Origin of the sequence: Streptacidiphilus jiangxiensis (assembly GCF_900109465.1) — a bacterium.
Lineage (GTDB): Bacteria > Actinomycetota > Actinomycetes > Streptomycetales > Streptomycetaceae > Streptacidiphilus > Streptacidiphilus jiangxiensis.
Window position 1 is genome coordinate 241795 of record NZ_FOAZ01000012.1, and the last position, 17042, is coordinate 258836.

Here is a 17042-nt window from a genome sequence, read left to right on the forward strand (position 1 = left end):
GGACAACGACGACGCCCCGGCCGTCGGCCGGGGCGTCGTCGTTCACGCGGGCGCGGGCGCTCAGCTGAAGGAGTCGCCGCAGGCGCAGGAGCCGGTCGCGTTCGGGTTGTCGATGGTGAAGCCCTGCTTCTCGATCGTGTCCACGAAGTCGACGGTGGCGCCGGAGAGGTACGGGGCGCTCATACGGTCGGTGACGACGTTCACGCCGTCGAAGTCGGCCACGACGTCGCCGTCGAGCGAGCGCTCGTCGAAGAAGAGCTGGTAGCGCAGGCCCGAGCAGCCGCCGGGCTGCACGGCGACGCGCAGCGCGAGGTCGTCGCGGCCTTCCTGCTCCAGCAGGCTCTTGACCTTCGCCGCGGCGGTGTCGGTGAGGATGATCCCGCTCTCGACGGTGGTCTCGTCCTGGACGGTCATCTGCTTACTCCCGGGTTTGACGACGTACTTCCACCGGCGGAAACCGCCGACGCCCCGGAGGTATTCCGGGAAAGGTCCGTAGCGTCCATGCTCGCACACTCGGCACCACGCATCACCGCTGCGTTCGCCACATCAGCCAGCCGCGCCTCGGCGCTGTCCACGATGGCCAGATCGGCCTTGGTGTGCGCGACCGCGGCGTCGATCAGCAGCGCGACCAGCGGCTCCTCGCCACGCTCGCGCCGCAACCGGGTGAGCGCGCCGATCTCGGCGAGGTAGGTCTCGCGCTGCGCGGCGACGAGCGCCGCCAGGGACTGCGGGCCGAGCCGGGCGGCGCCGAGCAGCTTGAGGAAGAGCTCGTCGCGGAAGCCGGAGGTGCGCACCCACGGACTGGTGGCCCACTCCTCCAGCTCCTGCCGGCCCTGCCCGGTGAGCTGGTAGGCGTTCTTGTCGGGCCGGTCGGACTGCGCCACATGGACCCGGGTGACGTGGCCGTCGCGGACGAGGCGGTCCAGTACCTGGTAGAGGTGCCCGATGTTCAGGCCACCCCACTGCGGGCCGATGGCCTCCTCGAAGCGTCCCTTGAGCTCGTAGCCGTGGCTGGGGCCGTCGGCCAGCAGCGCCAGCACCGCGTGGTGAAGCGGCATTTACACACCTCCTAGCTTGTGACAATGTACTCCTGCATTGTCACAATGCATGGCCGTGCACGGGGTGAGCCAGGGCAAGGGGGAGCAGATGCCGATCGGTCTGCGCGGCGTCAGCCGCGGCTATCCGGGGCTGACCGCGCTCGACGCGGTGGACCTGGAGATCGCGGACGGCACCGCCGTCGCCCTGACCGGGCCCTCCGGCGCCGGCAAGTCCACGGTGCTGCACCTGCTCGGCGGGATGGACACCCCCACCGCCGGCTCCGTCGAGATCGACGGAAAGCCGCTGACGGCCAAGGACCTGGACGCGCACCGGCGCCGGGTCGGCTTCGTCTTCCAGCGCTTCCACCTGCTGCCCGCGCTGACCGTGCTGGACAACGTGCTCGCACCGGTACTGCCGCGCCGGGTGGACTACGACCGCCGGGCCAGGGCGGCAGAGGTGCTGGAGGCGGTGGGCCTCGCCGCCCGGGCGCAGGCGCTGCCGGCCGAGCTCTCCGGCGGCCAGCAGCAGCGCGTCGCCATCGCCCGCGCCCTGGTCGCGCGCCCCCGACTGCTTCTCGCCGACGAGCCCACCGGCAACCTCGACAGCGTCACCGGCCGCGAGATCGTCGAGCTGCTGCTCTCGCTGCGCGAGCGCTACGGCACCACGCTGGTCCTGGCCACCCACGACGCCGAGGTCGCGGCGAGCTGCGACCGGGTGCTGCGGCTGCAGGACGGCCGGATCACCGCCGACACCACGATCGAGCCCGCCGGCGACGTGCTCGACCGGCTCGGAGGGCTGCGGCCGTGATCACGATCATCCTCGCCCAGCTGCGCCGCCGACGGGGCCGCGCGCTCGCCCTGGCCGCCGGCATCCTGGTCGCCGCCACCAGCTTCTCGCTGCTGACCGCGGCGGTGACCACCAGCCGCGCCGAGACCGTGGGCACGGTCTCCGCCAACGCCCGCTCCGCCTACGACCTGCTGGTCCGCCCGCCGGGCACGCGCACCGCACTGGAACGGCAGCGCGGCCTGGTCGAGGCGGACTTCCTGTCCGGCGTCTTCGGCGGCATCACCCTGGCCCAGTACCACCGGATCGCGGGCCTGGCCGGGGTGGACACGGCCGCGCCGGTCGCCAACCTCGGCTACCTCACGGTCAACAGCCACCTGCGGCTCGACCTGACCGGCCTGCTCGCCCCGGGCGTGCGCAACCAGCTGCTCCGCGTCCGCCCGGTGCTGACCGCCGGACCGAACCGGTTCACCCTGGCCGACCAGTACCTCTACGTCACCCGCGACCCGCTCACCGACGTCGACGCCCGCCCCCGGGGCGGCATCGAGCCGTCCGTCCAGGTGCAGCGGACCGCCACCGGCGAGCGGCCGGTGTGCTGGTACTACGACGAGGACTCCGCCGGGGTGCCCAGCACCGGCCCGTTCAGCCAGTGGGACCCGGCGGCCCAGGAGGGCACCTCCGGCACCCCGTTCACGATGCCCGCGCGGACCATGCTGAGCTGCGCCTCCGCGGGCGGCCGGACCTACGCGGACCTGCCGGTCGCCTTCCCGGTGATGCTCTCCGCGATCGACCCGGCCGCCGAGGCCCGGCTGGTCGGCCTGGACCGGGCGGTCACCTCCGGCCGGATGCTGCGCAGCACGGACCGGCCCACCGACGTCACCCAGGGCCCGGAGACCCTCGCCCGGGTGCCGGTGCTGCTGAGCGACCACGCGCAGAGCGCCGGCACCGTCTCCGCCACCGTCCAGCGCCTCGCCGCGGGTGACCCGGCCGCCCTGCCCGGCCGGCTCTCCTCCCCCGGCGCCCGTGCCTTCGTGGACGGCCTCGGCGGCACCACCGCGGGCACCCTCCGCGTCGATCTCGACACGGCCTTCCGCACCCTCGGCGCCGACGCCCCGTTCAGCTCCGGCACCTACTGGACCGTCGGGCCCGTCACCTACCGGGCCAGCGCCTCCGGCGACCTGGAGGCCGTGCCACGCGGCGCCCAGCCGCTGTCGACCTGGCGCGGCGGCGCCGAGCAGGGCTGGATCCGCGACGTGCCCGAGGAGAACACCGGCACCCAGTTCCGCGCCGTCACCGCCCGGGCCGAGGTCGGCTGCGCGGGCATCGAGGGCACCTGCACCGACGGCTCCGGCACGCCGACACCCGTCCTCGACTTCGTCGGCCGCTACGACAGCGCCGAGCTGGACCGGTTCTCCACGCTCAGCGGCGTCCCGCTGGACACCTACCAGTCCCCCGCCGTCACCGGGGCCGACGCCGCGAGCCGGGCCGCGCTCGGCGGCAAGCCGCTGCTGCCCGACCGCAACCTCGGCGGCTTCCTCAGTCAGCCGCCGACGCTGCTGACCACGCTCGACTCCGTCGGCGCGTTCTTCGCCAGCCGGCTCGTGCCGACCCCGCAGGCCGCCGCGCCGATCAGCGCCGTCCGGATCCGGGTCGCGGGCGTGACCGGTGTCGACGCCGCGTCGCGGGCCCGGGTGAACGCCGTCGCCGCGGCGATCCGCGCCGCCTACCCGGACCTGGTCGTGGACGTCACCGCCGGCAGCTCGCCCGCGCCGCAGACCATCGCGCTGCCCGGTGGCCTGCGGGTCAGCGAGGGCTGGACCGACAAGGGCGTGGCGCTGCGGATCATGTCCGCCGTCGACACCAAGAGCGCGGTGCTGTTCGTGCTGGTGCTGGTGGTCTGCGCGCTCTTCCTCGGACAGTCGGCCCTCGCCTCGGTGCGGGCCCGGCGCGGCGAGATCGGCACGCTGCGCTGCGTCGGCTGGAGCACCGGCGAGGTGTTCCGGCTGATCCTGGGCGAACTGCTGCTGATCGGCACCGTCGCGGGCGCGGCCGGGGCGCTGCTGGCCTACCTGCTGGCCGTCGGGTTCGGTCTGCACGCCTCCGCCGCCAAGGCCGCGCTGGTCCTGCCGACGGCGGTGCTGCTCGCCCTGGCCGCCGGGCTGCCGCCGGCCTGGCGGGCGACCCGGCTGGGACCGCTGGACGCCGTCCACGCGCCGGTCGTGGCCGCCCGGCGGGCCCGACCGGTGAGGTCCGTGCGCGGACTGGCGCTGCGCAACCTGATCCGGGTGCCCGGACGCAGTCTCCTCGGCGCCTGCGGGCTCGCCCTCGGCGTCGCGGCGTTCACCGTGCTGCTCGGGGTCACCCTGGCCTTCCGCGGCGAGGTGGCCGGCTCACTGCTCGGCGACGCGGTCGTGGCACAGGCCCGTGGCGTCGACTACGCGAGTGTCGTGCTCTCGCTGCTGCTGGGCGCCGCGGGCGCGGTCGACGTGCTGGTGCTCGCGCAGCGCGAACGCGCGGCGGACCTGGCCGTGCTGCGCGCCTGCGGCTGGAGCGGCGGGGAGCTGTCGCGGCTGGCGCTGCTGGAGGGCGTCTGGCTCGCCGCGTTCGGCGGCCTGCTCGGGGCGGGCGCCGGTCTCGGCACCCTGGCCCTGCTCGGACGCGGCCTGCTCGACGGCGGCCGGGCCGTCGGCCTCGGCGCGGCGGGCCTGCTCGCGGCCGGCGCCGGGGTGGTGCTGGTCTGCGCCGCCCTCGCCGTCCCGGCCCGGGCTCTGGGCCGCCTCGCCCCGGCCCGGCTGCTGGCCACGGACGGCTGACAAGCCCGGACGCTGCTGCCAGGATCGGGCACGTGCTGCTGCGACCCGTCCACGACTCCGCCGCCGACACCGCCGCCGTGCGGGCGATCGACGCCGCCGCGTTCGACCGGACGCTGGAGGGCCGCGAGGCCGCCCGCGCGGACGTGCGGACCAGACGCCTGGCCGGCGCCGACCAGGCCGGCTGCTGGTTCGCCGAGGAGGACGGGCAGGCCCTGGGCGTCGCGCTGTCGCTGCGACGCGAGGGGCTGTGGGGGCTGGCCCTGCTCGCGGTGCGTCCCGAGGCGCAGGGCAAGGGCGTCGGCCGCACCCTGCTCGACCACGCGCTCACCCACGCCCACGGCTGCCTGCGCGGCATGATCGTCGCCTCCGCGGACCCGCGGGCGGCCCGCCGCTACCACGGCGCGGGCTTCAGGCTCCACCCCACCATGGCGCTGACGGGCCGGGTCGACCGCGCCGGCCTGCCCGGTACCGGCGGCATCGCGATACACCTCGGCGACGCCACCCACTTCGACCTGCTGGACTCCGTCGACCGCCGCTGCCGCGGCGCCGCACACGGCGAGGACCACCTCGCACTGCTGCGCACCAGCGACGAACTGCTGGTCGCGGACACCCTCGCCGGCTCCGGCTACTGCTACCGCCTGGGCGGCCGGGTGATGCTGCTGGCCGCCACCTCGCGCCGGGTCGCCTCCGCGCTGCTGACGCAGACGCTGGCCCGGATCCCCGACGCGGAGACGGCGGACGTGCGCACCGTGACGGCCGAGCAGGACTGGGCCGTGGACGTGGCCATGGCCGCCGGGCTCACCCCCGAGACCCGCGGCTGGCTGGCCCTGCGCGGCATGAAGCCCCCGACGCACTACCTGCCGTCGGGGGCCTACCTGTGACCGTTCCGGGAACGGCTCAGACCATCGTGTCCAGGATCTCGCGGACCATCTCCATGGTCGTGCCCGGGTGCAGGAACGCGAAGCGGGCGACGACCTCGCCCTCCCAGCCGGTCGGGGTGACGAAGCCGGTCTGGTCGGCGAGCAGGCGCTCGGACCAGGCGTAGTAGTCCTTCGCCGTCCAGCCCTTGCGCCGGTAGACCACGCTGGACAGCTCCGGCTCGCGGACGACCTCCAGGTCCGGGTACTCGGCGCGGATCAGCGCGGCGGTGTCGCGGGCCAGCGCGATGCCGGTCTCGATCGCCTCGGAGTAGGCGTCGGTGCCGTGCACGGCCAGCGAGAACCAGAGCGGCAGGCCGCGGGCGCGCCGGGTGAGGTGGTAGGCGTAGTCGGTCGGGTTCCACTCCTGGTCGTGGTCGGCGGTGTGCAGCACGTCCAGGTAGGAGGCGTCCTGGGTGTGCACGGCCTTGGCCAGGCGCGGGTCGCGGTAGATCAGCGCGGCGCAGTCGAACGGCGCGAAGAGCCACTTGTGCGGGTCGACGACGAAGGAGTCGGCGTGCTCGATGCCGCGGTACTTCTCCCGCACCGAGGGCGCGAAGAGACCGGCGCCGCCGTAGGCGCCGTCGACGTGGAACCACAGGCCGTGCTCGCGGGCGACCTCGGCGATGCCGGCCAGGTCGTCGACGATGCCGGCGTTGGTGGTGCCCGCGGTGCCGACCACAGCGATGATCGTGCCCGGGTCCTCGTCGGCGGCGATGGCCGCGCGCAGCGCCTCGCCGGTCAGGCGGTGGTTCACCGTCGGGACGACGAGCTTCTCGACGCCGATGATGTTGAGGGTGTTGGTGACCGAGGAGTGGGTCTGGTCGCTGACCGCGACGCGCAGCCGCGCGCCGATGCCGACGCCGAGGCGCTGGCGGGCGACGTCACGGGCGACGACGAGCGCGGAGAGGTTGCCGGCCGAACCGCCGGAGACGAAGCAGCCGCCGGCGGTGGCGGGCAGCCCGGCCCGGTCCGCTATCAGGCGCAGCACCTGGTTCTCGGCGGCGATGGCGCCGGCCGCCTCCAGCCAGGAGATGCCCTGGAGCGAGGCGCAGGAGACCACCATGTCGAACAGCAGCGCGGCCTTGGTCGGCGCGCAGGGGATGAAGGACAGGTAGCGGGGGCTGTCGGCGGAGATGACGGCCCGCGACAGCTCGTGGTCGTAGAGCTTGAGCACGTCCGCAGGATCGTTTCCGCGGTCGCTGAGCAGGCCGTCCAGCGCGGCGCCCAGCTTCTCGCCGTCGCCCGGGTGGTCCAGCGGGACCGGGTCGTACTGCAGGCGCTCCCGCATGTAGTCGAAGACCAGGTCGACCATGCGGGCGTCGTACCGGTGCATGCGGTCGGCGTGGGGCACGGGAGTTCCTTCGGTGCACAGGGGGTGAGGGGCAATGCCACCCTAGGCACCACACCGCGCACGCCGCCTGTCGGAACCGTGCGGCCCGCGCACGATTCCTGCGCAGTCAGGCCACTCGGCGAAGGATTCCCAAGCGATCAACCGATCAGTCGGCTGAGGGCGACGGTGCTGCGGCTGCGCTGCACGCCGGGCTCGCGCCGGATCCGCTCGATGACCGCCTCCAGGTGCCGCATGTCCGCCGCGCGCAGATGGACCAGCGCGTCCGCGTCGCCGGTCACCGTCCAGGCGGCGACGACCTCGGGGAACTGCCGCAGCGAGGAGAGGATCTCCTCGGGCGGGGTGCGCTCACGGCAGAAGACCTCGACGAAGGCCTCCGTCGTCCAGTCCAGCACGCCCGGGTCGAGCACCACGGTGAAGCCGCGCACCACGCCGCGCTCGCGCAGCCGGTCGACGCGGCGCTTGACCGCGGTGGCGGAGAGGTTCACCAGCAGACCGATCTCCGCATAGGAGGCCCGTCCGTCCCGCCCGAGCAGTTCCAGCACCCTGCGGTCGACGTCGTCGAGGCTGGCGGCAGGACTGATCGGCGTTCTCGGTGCTGGCACACGCCCAGCCTTTCACAGGTCACGCCGTCACAGGTCGCCCGACGCCTCCTCGCCCTGGAGCTTGTGGATCACGATGCCGAGCGCCACCGAGGCCGCGCAGACGATGCCGGCCACCAGCACCGTCGGCGAGACCAGCACCAGCGCCGCGCTCACCGGCAGCACCCACAGCGCCACCCCGCGCTTGGTGTGGCGCGAGTGCAGCGCCCAGACCGTGAACAGGTAGACGGCGGCCGGAACCGTGACCGCCAGGGTGGCCGTGTGCGCCGCGACGTGCGCCTTGCCGACCGCGTGCTCGACGGCCACCTCCAGCCCGGCGCCGATCGCGGCGGCGGACAGGAAGACCAGGTAGTGGCCGTAGCCCCAGACGAAGGCCCGCCGGTTGCCGCTCAGATGCTCCTCCACCGACCGGGCGAAGTAGATCCACCAGGCGGAGAAGCAGATCAGCAGCCCGCCCGCCGCGATCGGCAGCAGCTGCCCGACCGCCTCGTGCTCGTCCACCGCCGACTGGACCGCGATGGTCGCCGCCGAGACCGACTCCCCCAGCACGATCAGCGTGAAGCAGCCGTACCGCTCCGCGATGTGCCCGGGATGCCAGGCCGTCGCGGCCGGCCGCTCCGCGAAGACCGGGACCGCCAGCTCGCCCACCACGCCGACCAGGAAGGTCGGCAGCTTCGCCTGGCCCGGGATGTCGAGCATCCACAGCACCCAGTAGACCTGCACCAGGGCGACCCCGGCCGCGTAGCGCAGCGCGACGGTGCGGTGCGCCCCGCTGTTGGAGGCGGCCGCCCGCAGCCACTGGGCGACCAGCGCGACGCGCATCACCACGTAGCCGGTGACGGTGACCCGGTAGTCGCCGTCCGCGAACGCCCGGGGCACCCCGGCGGCCAGGATCAGCGCGCCGGAGATCTGCACGAAGGTGGCGATCCGGTAGGGGACGTCGTCGGTGTCGTAGGCGGAGGCGAACCAGGTGAAGTTCATCCACGCCCACCAGATCCCGAAGAAGACCACGAGGTAGCCGAGGATCCCGTGCCGGATCTCCCCGCCGGCCAGCGCGTGGGCCAGCTGGGAGCCGGCCTGCGCGACCGCGACGACGTAACAGAGGTCGAAGAACAGCTCCAGCGGAGTCGCCGCCCGGTGCTGCTCCGCCCGCCCGCGCGGCCGCATCCGCCGCCCGTCCACTACCCTCTCTGTGGCCATGTCCCCAGACACTAGGGCAGGCCGGACGGCAGGGCAGGTCCGCGCGCCGGACCGGTAGCGCCGATGTGTCGAAGCGGGGTAGGTCACATTGCCCCGACGCCCATGGCCGGGGTGATCGGGGCGGGCTATCATAGATAGCGTCAGGTAGACGATAAGGCGTGGTCCCGCACCGCGCCGAGCAGGAGGGCAGCCGCCCGTGACCACCACCCCCGCGCCCGCGACGGGCGCCACCTTCGCCGAGCCCGGCGCCACGCCCCTCGCCCTGCTGCTGCTCGGCCGCGAGGCCGACACCGCGAGCGAGCGCGGCGTCGACTGCCCCGGCGACCTCCCCGCCGCCTCCGACCCGGACCTGGTCGCGCGGGCCGCCGCGGCCAAGGCCAAGCTGGGCGACAAGGTCTTCATCCTGGGCCACCACTACCAGCGCGACGAGGTCATCCAGTTCGCCGACGTCACCGGCGACTCCTTCAAGCTGGCCCGCGACGCGGCCGCCCGCCCCGAGGCCGAGTACATCGTCTTCTGCGGCGTGCACTTCATGGCCGAGTCCGCGGACATCCTCACCACCGAGCGCCAGCAGGTCGTCCTGCCGGACCTGGCGGCCGGCTGCTCGATGGCCGACATGGCCACCGCCGAGCAGGTCGCCGAATGCTGGGACCAGCTGGTCGACGCGGGCGTCGCCGACAGCGTCGTGCCGGTCGCCTACATGAACTCCTCCGCCGACATCAAGGCCTTCACCGGCCGCCACGGCGGCACCATCTGCACCTCCTCCAACGCCAAGCGGGCGCTGGAGTGGGCCTTCGAGCAGGGCGAGAAGGTCCTCTTCCTGCCCGACCAGCACCTCGGCCGCAACACCGCCGTGCGCGACATGGGCCTCTCCCTGGACGACTGCGTCGTCTACAACCCGCACAAGCCGAACGGTGGCCTGACGGCTGAGGAGCTGCGCGCCGCCAAGATGATCCTGTGGCGCGGCCACTGCTCCGTGCACGGCCGCTTCAGCCTCGACTCGGTCAACGAGGTCCGCGAGCGCGTCCCCGGCGTCACCGTGCTGGTGCACCCCGAGTGCAAGCACGAGGTCGTCGAGGCGGCCGACATGGTGGGCTCCACGGAGTACATCATCAAGGCCCTCGACGCGGCCGAGCCCGGCTCCAAGTGGGCCATCGGCACCGAGCTCAACCTGGTCCGCCGGCTCGCGAACGCGCACCCGGACAAGGAGATCGTCTTCCTGGACCGCAGCGTCTGCTTCTGCAGCACGATGAACCGCATCGACCTGCCGCACCTGGTCTGGGCCCTGGAGTCGCTGGCCGACGGCCGCGTGCCGAACGTCATCACCGTGGACCCGGAGACGGAGAAGTTCGCCAAGCTCGCCTTGGACCAGATGCTCGCGCTGCCGTAGGCAGCACTGAGGGGCGCGAGGAACTGCGCGCCCGACCACCCACTCACGTAGAGCTGTGGCTGGTCGCGCAGTTCCTCGCGCCCCTTCCGGTTATCCCGGGATGAGCCCGTCGTGCTGGAGCAGCTCGCGGACCTCGTCCAGCGTCGCGTCCTCGAACGGGAGCGTCGCGTCCGAGGTGCCGAGGTAGTCGTGCGCGACCGGCGTGCCGCCCGCGCGGACCGCGCCCAGCAGCGCGGCCAGGCTGACCCGGAACTCCGCCTCGTCACCGCTGTCCAGCGCGGCCAGCACCGCGTTGTCCAGCTCGTTGAGGTGGTCGACCAGCGTGTCGGGGACCTCGAACTGCCCCTCCGTCAGGATCCTGACGATCACCGCGCTCCCCCTCAGCCCTCGTGCGGGCGCTGGTCCTGCGGCGCCTGGTAGGGGTTCTGAGGGGCGGCCTGCGGAGCCGCATGCGGCTGCTGGCCCTGCTCGATCGCCGGGGTCGGCGCGCTGCCGCCGCCCAGCTCGGCCTTCATCCGGGCCAGCTCCAGCTCGACGTCCGAGCCGGCGGACATGCGGTCCAGCTCGGCCGAGATGTCGTCCTTGCGCATGCCGGACGGGTCGTCCAACGCGCCGCTGGCCAGCAGCTCGTCGATCGCGCCCGCACGCGCCTGCAGCTGCGCGGTCTTGTCCTCCGCGCGCTGGATGGCGAGGCCGACGTCGCCCATCTCCTCCGAGATCCCGGAGAAGGACTCGGCGATCTGGGTCTGCGCCTGGGCAGCGCTGTACTGGGCCTTGATGGTCTCCTTCTTCGTACGGAAGGCGTCCACCTTGGCCTGCAGGCGCTGGGAGGCCAGCGTGAGCTTCTCCTCCTCGCCCTGCAGCTGCTGGTACTGGACCTCGAGGTCCTGCACCTGCTGCTGGACACCGGAACGGCGCGTCAGCGCCTCCCGGGCCAGGTCCTCGCGGCCGAGCGAGAGCGCCTTGCGGCCCTGCTCCTCCAGCTTCGCGGACTGCTGCTGCAGCTGGGTGAGCTGCAGCTCGAGACGCTTGCGGCTGGTCGCCACATCCGCGACGCCGCGTCGCACCTTCTGCAGCAGCTCCAGCTGCTTCTGGTACGAATAATCCAGCGTCTCGCGCGGATCCTCCGCGCGATCCAAGGCCTTGTTGGCCTTGGCGCGGAAGATCATCCCCATCCGCTTCATGATTCCGTCGCTCATGGGCTTCGCGCGCCCCCTTCTTCGACCTGCCGGTTTCGCCGTCTTCTCGTCACCCAGCCTACGGGTCGCGCGGCGCTCGCCGCAGCGATCCGCGCTGCAACAAGACTGCTACAGCTGCGGCGGTCTCGGCCTCATCCGTGCGGCTGATCACGGATGTGCCGTTCTACACCGCTCGGTGGAGGGATGCCCTGACGCATCCCCGTACCCGGGGGGCTGGGGATTACACCCTCCCACCACGTACTCTTGCAGTTGTGTTCCGACGTAGCTCCCAGGATGCCCCCGCCGCCCCCGCCCTTGTCGAGGACGAGGCCGAGGCCGCGAAGAAGGCCGTGCCCGACGCGGAGGCCCCCAAGGGCCGCCCGACCCCGAAGCGCAACTCCGCGGTGACCAACCAGCGCGGCCGCGCCTACGTGGCGCCGGACCGCAAGGCTGCCGCGAAGCAGTCTCGCGAATCCGGCCGCGACGACCGCGCCCGCCAGTACGCCGCCATGCGCGGCCAGGGCGACGAGCGCGACCTGCCGCCGCGCGACGCGGGCCCGGTCCGCAAGTTCGTCCGCGACTACGTGGACTCGCGCTGGACCGCGCTCGAGTTCGCCATGCCGGTCGTCATCCTGATCTTCCTGATCGCGACCCTGCTGCGCAGCGCCTCCATCGTGGTCATGTCCACGCTGGTGCTCTACGCGGTGATCCTCGCGATCGTCGTCGCCACCTTCTTCTTCGCCCGCGGACTGAAGAAGGAACTGGCCCGCCGCTTCCCGAACCAGAACACCCGCGGCGCCGTCGCCTACGGTCTGCTGCGCTCGTCCAACATCCGCAAGATGCGTCTGCCCAAGCCGGCCGTCAAGCGCGGACAGAAGCCCTGAGCACCCACCAGGGATACCCCGGCTACTCGTACTCGCCCCTGGACCCCCGCCCGGGGGCGGACGAGTCGACCATGGTGCTGCCGGCGCAGCGCGCCGCAGCACCGACCCCGGCACCGACGCCGATCGGCTTCACGCCCGGCGCGCCCGCCTGGCTGGCGAAGCTCGGCGGGCTGCGCAACGTGGTCCGCCAGGAGCTCGTCGCCCGCCAGCTCGACGAGCAGCTCGGCGCGGTCGCCCGCGCGGGCGGGCCGCTGCGCGTCCTGGACGTCGGCTGCGGACAGGGCACCCAGGCGCTGCGCCTGGCCCGCCTCGGCCACCCCGTCACCGGCATCGACCCCGACCCGGCCACACTCGCCGCGGCGCGGCAGGCGCTCGCCCTGGAGACCCCCGACACGCAGGCGCGGGTGCAGCTGCTGCAGGGGTCCGGCGAGGACTGCGGCCGCTGGTTCGGCCCGGCCGCCTTCGACCTGGTGCTCTGCCACGGCGTGCTGATGTACCTGCCCGAGCCCGGCCCGCTGCTGGCGGCCCTGGCCCGGATACTGGCCCCCGGCGGGCTGCTGTCCGTGCTGGTCCGCAACGGCGACGCACTCGCGCTGCGCCCGGGGCTGGCCGGCGACTGGGCCGGCGCCGTCGCCGCCTTCGCCGGCGACGCCTACACCAACCGCTTGGGCCTGCCCACCCGCGCCGACCGCCGCGAGACACTGGCGCGCACCTTCGCCGAGCTCGACGTGCCGGTGCAGGCCTGGTACGGCGTGCGGGTCTTCACCGACCTCGCCGCCGACGACGCCCCCGTCCCGGCCGAGCCCGAGCTCGCCCTGCTGCTGGACGCCGAGGAGCGGGCCGGCCGCACCGACCCGTACCGGCAGGTCGCGGCCCTCACCCACCTGGTGGGCGCGCGGCCCTGAACGGCCGCTCGGCGCTCACGGCGCTAGGCTCGCCCCCATGGAGTTCCGTCACCTCGGCCGCAGCGGCCTCGTCATCTCCGAGATCGCCTACGGCAACTGGCTCACCCATGGCTCCCAGGTCGAGGAGGACGCGGCCACCGCCTGCGTCCACGCCGCTCTCGACGCCGGGATCACCACCTTCGACACCGCCGACGTCTACGCCGCCACCCGCGCCGAGTCCGTGCTCGGCCGCGCCCTCGCCGGGCAGCGCCGCGAGGGCCTGGAGATCTTCACCAAGGTCTACTGGCCCACCGGGCCCGGCAAGAACGACACCGGTCTGTCCCGCAAGCACATCATGGAGTCGATCAACGGCTCGCTGAAGCGCCTGCAGACCGACTACGTCGACCTCTACCAGGCCCACCGCTACGACAGCGCCACGCCGCTGGAGGAGACCATGGTCGCCTTCGCGGACATCGTGCACTCCGGCAAGGCCCACTACATCGGCGTCTCCGAGTGGACCGCCGACCAGATCCGCGCCGCGCACGCCCTCGCCCAGGAGCTGCGCATCCCGCTGGTCTCCTCGCAGCCGCAGTACTCCGCCCTGTGGCGGGTCATCGAGGCCGAGGTCGTGCCGACCTGCGAGGAGCTGGGCCTCGGCCAGATCGTCTGGTCGCCCATCGCCCAGGGCGTGCTGACGGGCAAGTACCTGCCCGGCCAGCAGCCGCCCGCCGGCTCGCGCGCCACCGACGACAAGGGCGGCGCCAACATGATCTCCCGCTGGATGCGGGACGACGTGCTGGAGCGCGTGCAGCTGCTGCAGCCGCTCGCGGCCGAGGCGGGGCTGACCCTCGCCCAGCTGGCCGTCGCCTGGGTGCTGCAGAACCAGAACGTGTCCGCGGCCATCATCGGCGCCTCCCGGCCCGAGCAGGTCGCCGAGAACGTCAAGGCCGCCGGCGTCCGCCTGGACGACTGGCTGCTCAAGGCGATGGACGAGATCCTCTCCCCCGTCGCCGAGTTCGACCCGGCCAGGACCGCGCAGAACGCGCCCGCCGGCCGCGTGAACTGACGGGCGGCCGCGTGAACTGACGAACGGACACGGCGGGCCCGGGGCGTTGCCCCGGGCCCGCCGTCACATCCGCTACTGCTGGTGCAGGCTCACCGGCCCGTAGATCTTCTCGCCGTCCTCCAGCAGCACCACCTGGTCGACGCCGTCGGCGAGCAGCTCCTTCCAGGTCTCGCCGATCCACGTCTCCGCGTCGCCCTGGGTCGGGAACTCCTCGGTCCCGTTCGGCGCCGGGACCACCGAGCCGTCGAGCTTCTCGTACCGCCACGTCCACACCATGCCGGGCTCCTCTCGCCCTCACCACCGGTCATCAGGACAGTACCCGGCACAATGGCCCGATGCGCCTCCCCTCCCGTCTCCGCCTCCGGCGTCGGCCCCGCCGCACGCTGCTGCTCGGCGGCGCCCGTTCCGGCAAGTCCTCGCTCGCCGAACGGATGCTGGCCGACGCCGCGGACGTGACCTACGTCGCCACCGCCGGACGCCGCGAGGGCGACAGCGAGTGGGCCGAGCGGATCGAACTGCACCGGGTCCGCCGTCCCGCCGGCTGGCGCACCGTGGAGACCTGCGACCTGGTCCCGCTGCTCGCCGAGACGGGCGGCCCGCTGCTGGTGGACTGCCTGGCGCTGTGGCTGACCGACGCCATGGACCGGGTCGGCGCCTGGGACGACGCGGTCTGGAACGGAGGCGGGGCGCAGGAGCTGCGCGCGCGCACCGCCGAGCTGGTCGCGGCGCTGGCGGCGAGCCCGCGCCGGGTGGTCGCGGTCAGCAACGAGGTCGGCAGCGGCGTCGTGCCCGCCACCGCCTCCGGGCGCCGGTTCCGCGACGAGCTGGGCCGGCTCAACGCGGCCGTCGCGGACGTCTGCGAGGACGTCCGGCTGGTGGTCGCGGGCCGCTCGCTGCGTTTGTCCGAGTGGTGACGGTAACGTTCGGGCGGTGACGACCTTCGACCTCGACGAGATCTCCGCGCGGCTGGCGCGGCCCGACGACGAGTACCGCCTCGCCGCGGAGGAGCGCTTCGCCGCGCTCGATGTGCCGCGCGGCTCGCTGGGCGAGCTGCAGGACCTCGCCGGCTGGCTGGCCGCGGTCCAGGGCAAGGTCCCCACCACGCCGTTGGAGCGGGTCAAGGTCCTGGTCTTCGCCGCCGACCACGGCATCGCCTCACTGGGCGTCTCCGTGCTGCCGCCGGGCACCACCGAGCGCCGGGTGCGCTCCGTCCTCGACGGCACCGCGCCCGTCAGCGTGCTGGCCCGTCAGTTCGGCGCACAGGTGCGCGTGGTGGACATGGGCGTCGACGCCGCCGAGGACGCCTTCCCGGCCGAGGTGAGCCGCCACCGGGTCCGCCGCGGCTCGGGCCGGATCGACGTGGCGAACGCGCTCACCCGCGAGGAGGCCGAGCGCGCCTTCGCCGCCGGTGTCGCGCTCGCCGACGAGGAGGCCGACTCCGGCACCGACCTGGTCGTCCTCGGCGACCTCGGGGTCGGCTCGACGACCGTGGCCGCCGTGCTGATCGGCGTGCTGTGCGGCACCGACGCCGCCGTCGTCACCGGCCGCGGCTCCGGCATCGACGACCGGATCTGGATGGTGAAGTGCGCGGCGATCCGCGACTCACTGCGCCGCGCCCGCCCGGTCCTGGCCGACCAGCTCGACCTGCTGGCCGCCGTCGGTGGTGCCGACTTCGCCGCCATGGCCGGTTTCCTGCTCCAGTGCGCGCTGCGCCGCCTGCCGGTGCTGCTGGACGGCGTGGTCTCCGCCGCCTGCGCGCTGGTCGCGCAGCGGATCGCGTTCCGGGCGCCGGAGTGGTGGCGCGCGGGCCAGCTGACCGGCGAACCCGCCCAGGCCAAGGCCTACGAGCGGATGGGCGTCACGTCGCTGCAGGACCAGCACGTCGCCGCCGGGGCGGGCGCCGGCGCACTGATGTCGCTGCCGCTGCTGAAGGCCGCCGCAGCGCTGCTCGCCGAGCTGCCGCTGCCGACGCCGACGCCGACGCCTGACGACAAACCCGCCGAGGACTGAGTGGTCACCCGGTACCTGAAGCGCGGCCTGGAACCGCTGCGCTTCGCCTTCGGCACGCTGTCCGTCCTCCCCGTTCGGGTGAACCGCTGGGACCGTCCCACCGCCGGACGGGCGATCACCCTCGCCCCCGTGGTCGGTCTGGTGCTCGGCGGCCTCGCCGCGGGCTTCGCGACCCTGCTGGCCTGGGCGCACGCCGGCTCACTGCTGGCGGCCGTGGCCGGTGTCGCGGCACTGGCGGCGCTGACCCGCGGCCTGCACCTGGACGGCCTGGCCGACGTCGCGGACGGGCTGGGCAGCAACCGCCCGCCGGACGCCGCCCTGAAGATCATGAAGGCCTCCGACATCGGCCCCTTCGGCGTGCTGGTCCTGCTGCTCACCTTGTTGGCGCAGGTCGCGGCGGTGGCGCGATGCTTCGACCTCGGGCTGCCCAAGGGCGCCTTCGCCCTCGGCCTCGCGGCCGTGACCTCGCGGGCCGCACTGCTGCGCGGCTGCGCCGACGGGGTGCCCTCGGCCCGCGCGGAGGGGCTCGGCGCGATGGTCGCCGGCACCGTGCCGCGGCTGCGGGGCGCCATGACCACGCTGCTGACCGTCGCCCTGCTGGCGCTGGCCGGCTGGGCCACCGCGCGCCTGGGCCAGGACCAGCTGCCGCTGGCGCTCGGCACCGTCGTCTCGGCCGCCGCCGGACTGGGTCTGGCCGCGCTGCTGCTGACGCACTGCCTGCGCCGCTTCGGCGGCATCACCGGCGATGTCCTGGGCGCGATGGTGGAGATCTCGGCAACCGGTTCGCTGATTCTCTGGACTCTTTTCGCAGCTGCCACCCCGTAGCGGGGTGCTGTCTCGAAATTTCGGCCACCGCGACGGGGCGAGCGCTCACCATGCGGACTACCATGCCTGGTGCCGGTCTGTTCACCGCCTCCCCGGCCGCG

17 protein-coding genes and 1 pseudogene are annotated in these 17042 nt (G+C 73.6%); 10 read left to right on the top strand and 8 right to left on the bottom strand.

Going from position 1 to position 17042, the window contains the following annotated elements; all coding sequences use genetic code 11:
• Window positions 1–60: 60 nt before the first annotated feature.
• On the bottom strand, window positions 61–414 hold the full coding sequence (gene erpA, locus BMY61_RS23540) for an iron-sulfur cluster insertion protein ErpA (protein ID WP_042458726.1): 354 nt from the start codon (window positions 412–414) through the stop codon (window positions 61–63).
• Window positions 411–1058: a PadR family transcriptional regulator gene (locus BMY61_RS23545; protein WP_082015603.1), complete on the bottom strand. Its 648-nt coding sequence runs from the start codon at window positions 1056–1058 to the stop codon at window positions 411–413. Before BMY61_RS23545 ends, erpA begins: the two co-directional genes overlap by 4 nt.
• 88 nt (window positions 1059–1146) lie before the next feature.
• Here BMY61_RS23545 and BMY61_RS23550 point away from each other — a divergent pair, with 88 nt between their 5' ends.
• Genes BMY61_RS23550 through BMY61_RS23560 form a run of 3 tightly spaced genes read left to right on the top strand, consistent with a single transcriptional unit; the run spans window position 1147 to window position 5515 of the window.
• Window positions 1147–1845: an ABC transporter ATP-binding protein gene (locus BMY61_RS23550; protein WP_042458793.1), complete on the top strand. Its 699-nt coding sequence runs from the start codon at window positions 1147–1149 to the stop codon at window positions 1843–1845.
• Window positions 1842–4634, top strand: coding sequence for an FtsX-like permease family protein (locus BMY61_RS23555; RefSeq protein WP_042458728.1), 2793 nt, complete (start codon window positions 1842–1844; stop codon window positions 4632–4634). Before BMY61_RS23550 ends, BMY61_RS23555 begins: the two co-directional genes overlap by 4 nt.
• A gap of 32 nt (window positions 4635–4666) precedes the next feature.
• Window positions 4667–5515: a GNAT family N-acetyltransferase gene (locus tag BMY61_RS23560; protein WP_042458731.1), complete on the top strand. Its 849-nt coding sequence runs from the start codon at window positions 4667–4669 to the stop codon at window positions 5513–5515.
• 16 nt (window positions 5516–5531) lie between these two features.
• Here BMY61_RS23560 and BMY61_RS23565 read toward each other — a convergent pair whose 3' ends face one another.
• The 3 genes from BMY61_RS23565 to BMY61_RS23575 all read right to left on the bottom strand — a co-directional run bounded on the left by BMY61_RS23565 (window position 5532) and on the right by BMY61_RS23575 (window position 8704).
• Entirely contained in the window at window positions 5532–6905 is a 1374-nt protein-coding gene (locus BMY61_RS23565; RefSeq protein WP_236656631.1) for a pyridoxal phosphate-dependent decarboxylase family protein, read from the bottom strand.
• A gap of 137 nt (window positions 6906–7042) precedes the next feature.
• Window positions 7043–7507, bottom strand: coding sequence for an Lrp/AsnC family transcriptional regulator (locus tag BMY61_RS23570; RefSeq protein ID WP_236656632.1), 465 nt, complete (start codon window positions 7505–7507; stop codon window positions 7043–7045).
• Window positions 7508–7534: 27 nt separating this feature from the next.
• Window positions 7535–8704 (bottom strand): low temperature requirement protein A, encoded by a 1170-nt coding sequence (locus BMY61_RS23575; protein WP_042458733.1) that lies wholly within the window; start codon window positions 8702–8704, stop codon window positions 7535–7537.
• A gap of 196 nt (window positions 8705–8900) precedes the next feature.
• Here BMY61_RS23575 and nadA point away from each other — a divergent pair, with 196 nt between their 5' ends.
• Complete coding sequence (gene nadA / locus BMY61_RS23580; protein WP_042458736.1) at window positions 8901–10094, top strand: quinolinate synthase NadA; 1194 nt, start codon at window positions 8901–8903, stop codon at window positions 10092–10094.
• A 90-nt stretch (window positions 10095–10184) separates the two neighbouring features.
• Here nadA and pspAA read toward each other — a convergent pair whose 3' ends face one another.
• Together pspAA and BMY61_RS23590 are read right to left on the bottom strand one after the other, a co-directional pair.
• Window positions 10185–10463 carry a PspA-associated protein PspAA gene (gene pspAA, locus BMY61_RS23585; RefSeq protein WP_042458739.1) on the bottom strand — a complete coding sequence of 93 codons (279 nt, stop codon included), beginning with the start codon at window positions 10461–10463 and terminating at the stop codon, window positions 10185–10187.
• Window positions 10464–10474: 11 nt separating this feature from the next.
• On the bottom strand, window positions 10475–11278 hold the full coding sequence (locus BMY61_RS23590) for a PspA/IM30 family protein (RefSeq protein ID WP_042458741.1): 804 nt from the start codon (window positions 11276–11278) through the stop codon (window positions 10475–10477).
• A gap of 266 nt (window positions 11279–11544) precedes the next feature.
• Here BMY61_RS23590 and BMY61_RS23595 point away from each other — a divergent pair, with 266 nt between their 5' ends.
• The 3 genes from BMY61_RS23595 to BMY61_RS23605 all read left to right on the top strand — a co-directional run bounded on the left by BMY61_RS23595 (window position 11545) and on the right by BMY61_RS23605 (window position 14106).
• Window positions 11545–12156 carry a DUF3043 domain-containing protein gene (locus BMY61_RS23595; protein WP_042458744.1) on the top strand — a complete coding sequence of 204 codons (612 nt, stop codon included), beginning with the start codon at window positions 11545–11547 and terminating at the stop codon, window positions 12154–12156.
• 71 nt (window positions 12157–12227) lie between these two features.
• Window positions 12228–13061: a class I SAM-dependent methyltransferase gene (locus tag BMY61_RS23600; protein WP_174514573.1), complete on the top strand. Its 834-nt coding sequence runs from the start codon at window positions 12228–12230 to the stop codon at window positions 13059–13061.
• A 37-nt stretch (window positions 13062–13098) separates the two neighbouring features.
• Entirely contained in the window at window positions 13099–14106 is a 1008-nt protein-coding gene (locus tag BMY61_RS23605) for an aldo/keto reductase family protein (RefSeq protein WP_042458749.1), read from the top strand.
• A gap of 72 nt (window positions 14107–14178) precedes the next feature.
• On the opposite strand, the gene BMY61_RS23610 is transcribed toward BMY61_RS23605, so the two are convergent.
• A complete protein-coding gene (locus BMY61_RS23610; protein WP_042458752.1) occupies window positions 14179–14382 on the bottom strand; it encodes a hypothetical protein in 204 nt (67 codons plus the stop codon).
• Between the two features lie 95 nt (window positions 14383–14477).
• Between BMY61_RS23610 and cobU the strand changes: the two are divergent.
• From cobU to BMY61_RS23625, 3 genes and pseudogenes are all read left to right on the top strand, one after another.
• Window positions 14478–15020 (top strand): annotated as a pseudogene (cobU, locus tag BMY61_RS23615) (bifunctional adenosylcobinamide kinase/adenosylcobinamide-phosphate guanylyltransferase); the annotation flags it as partial.
• 16 nt (window positions 15021–15036) lie between these two features.
• The gene (gene cobT / locus BMY61_RS23620; RefSeq protein ID WP_042458755.1) at window positions 15037–16116 is read left to right on the top strand and encodes a nicotinate-nucleotide--dimethylbenzimidazole phosphoribosyltransferase; all 1080 of its coding nucleotides are present in this window, start codon (window positions 15037–15039) and stop codon (window positions 16114–16116) included.
• Entirely contained in the window at window positions 16117–16941 is an 825-nt protein-coding gene (locus tag BMY61_RS23625; protein ID WP_236656633.1) for an adenosylcobinamide-GDP ribazoletransferase, read from the top strand.
• Window positions 16942–17042 lie beyond the last annotated feature (101 nt).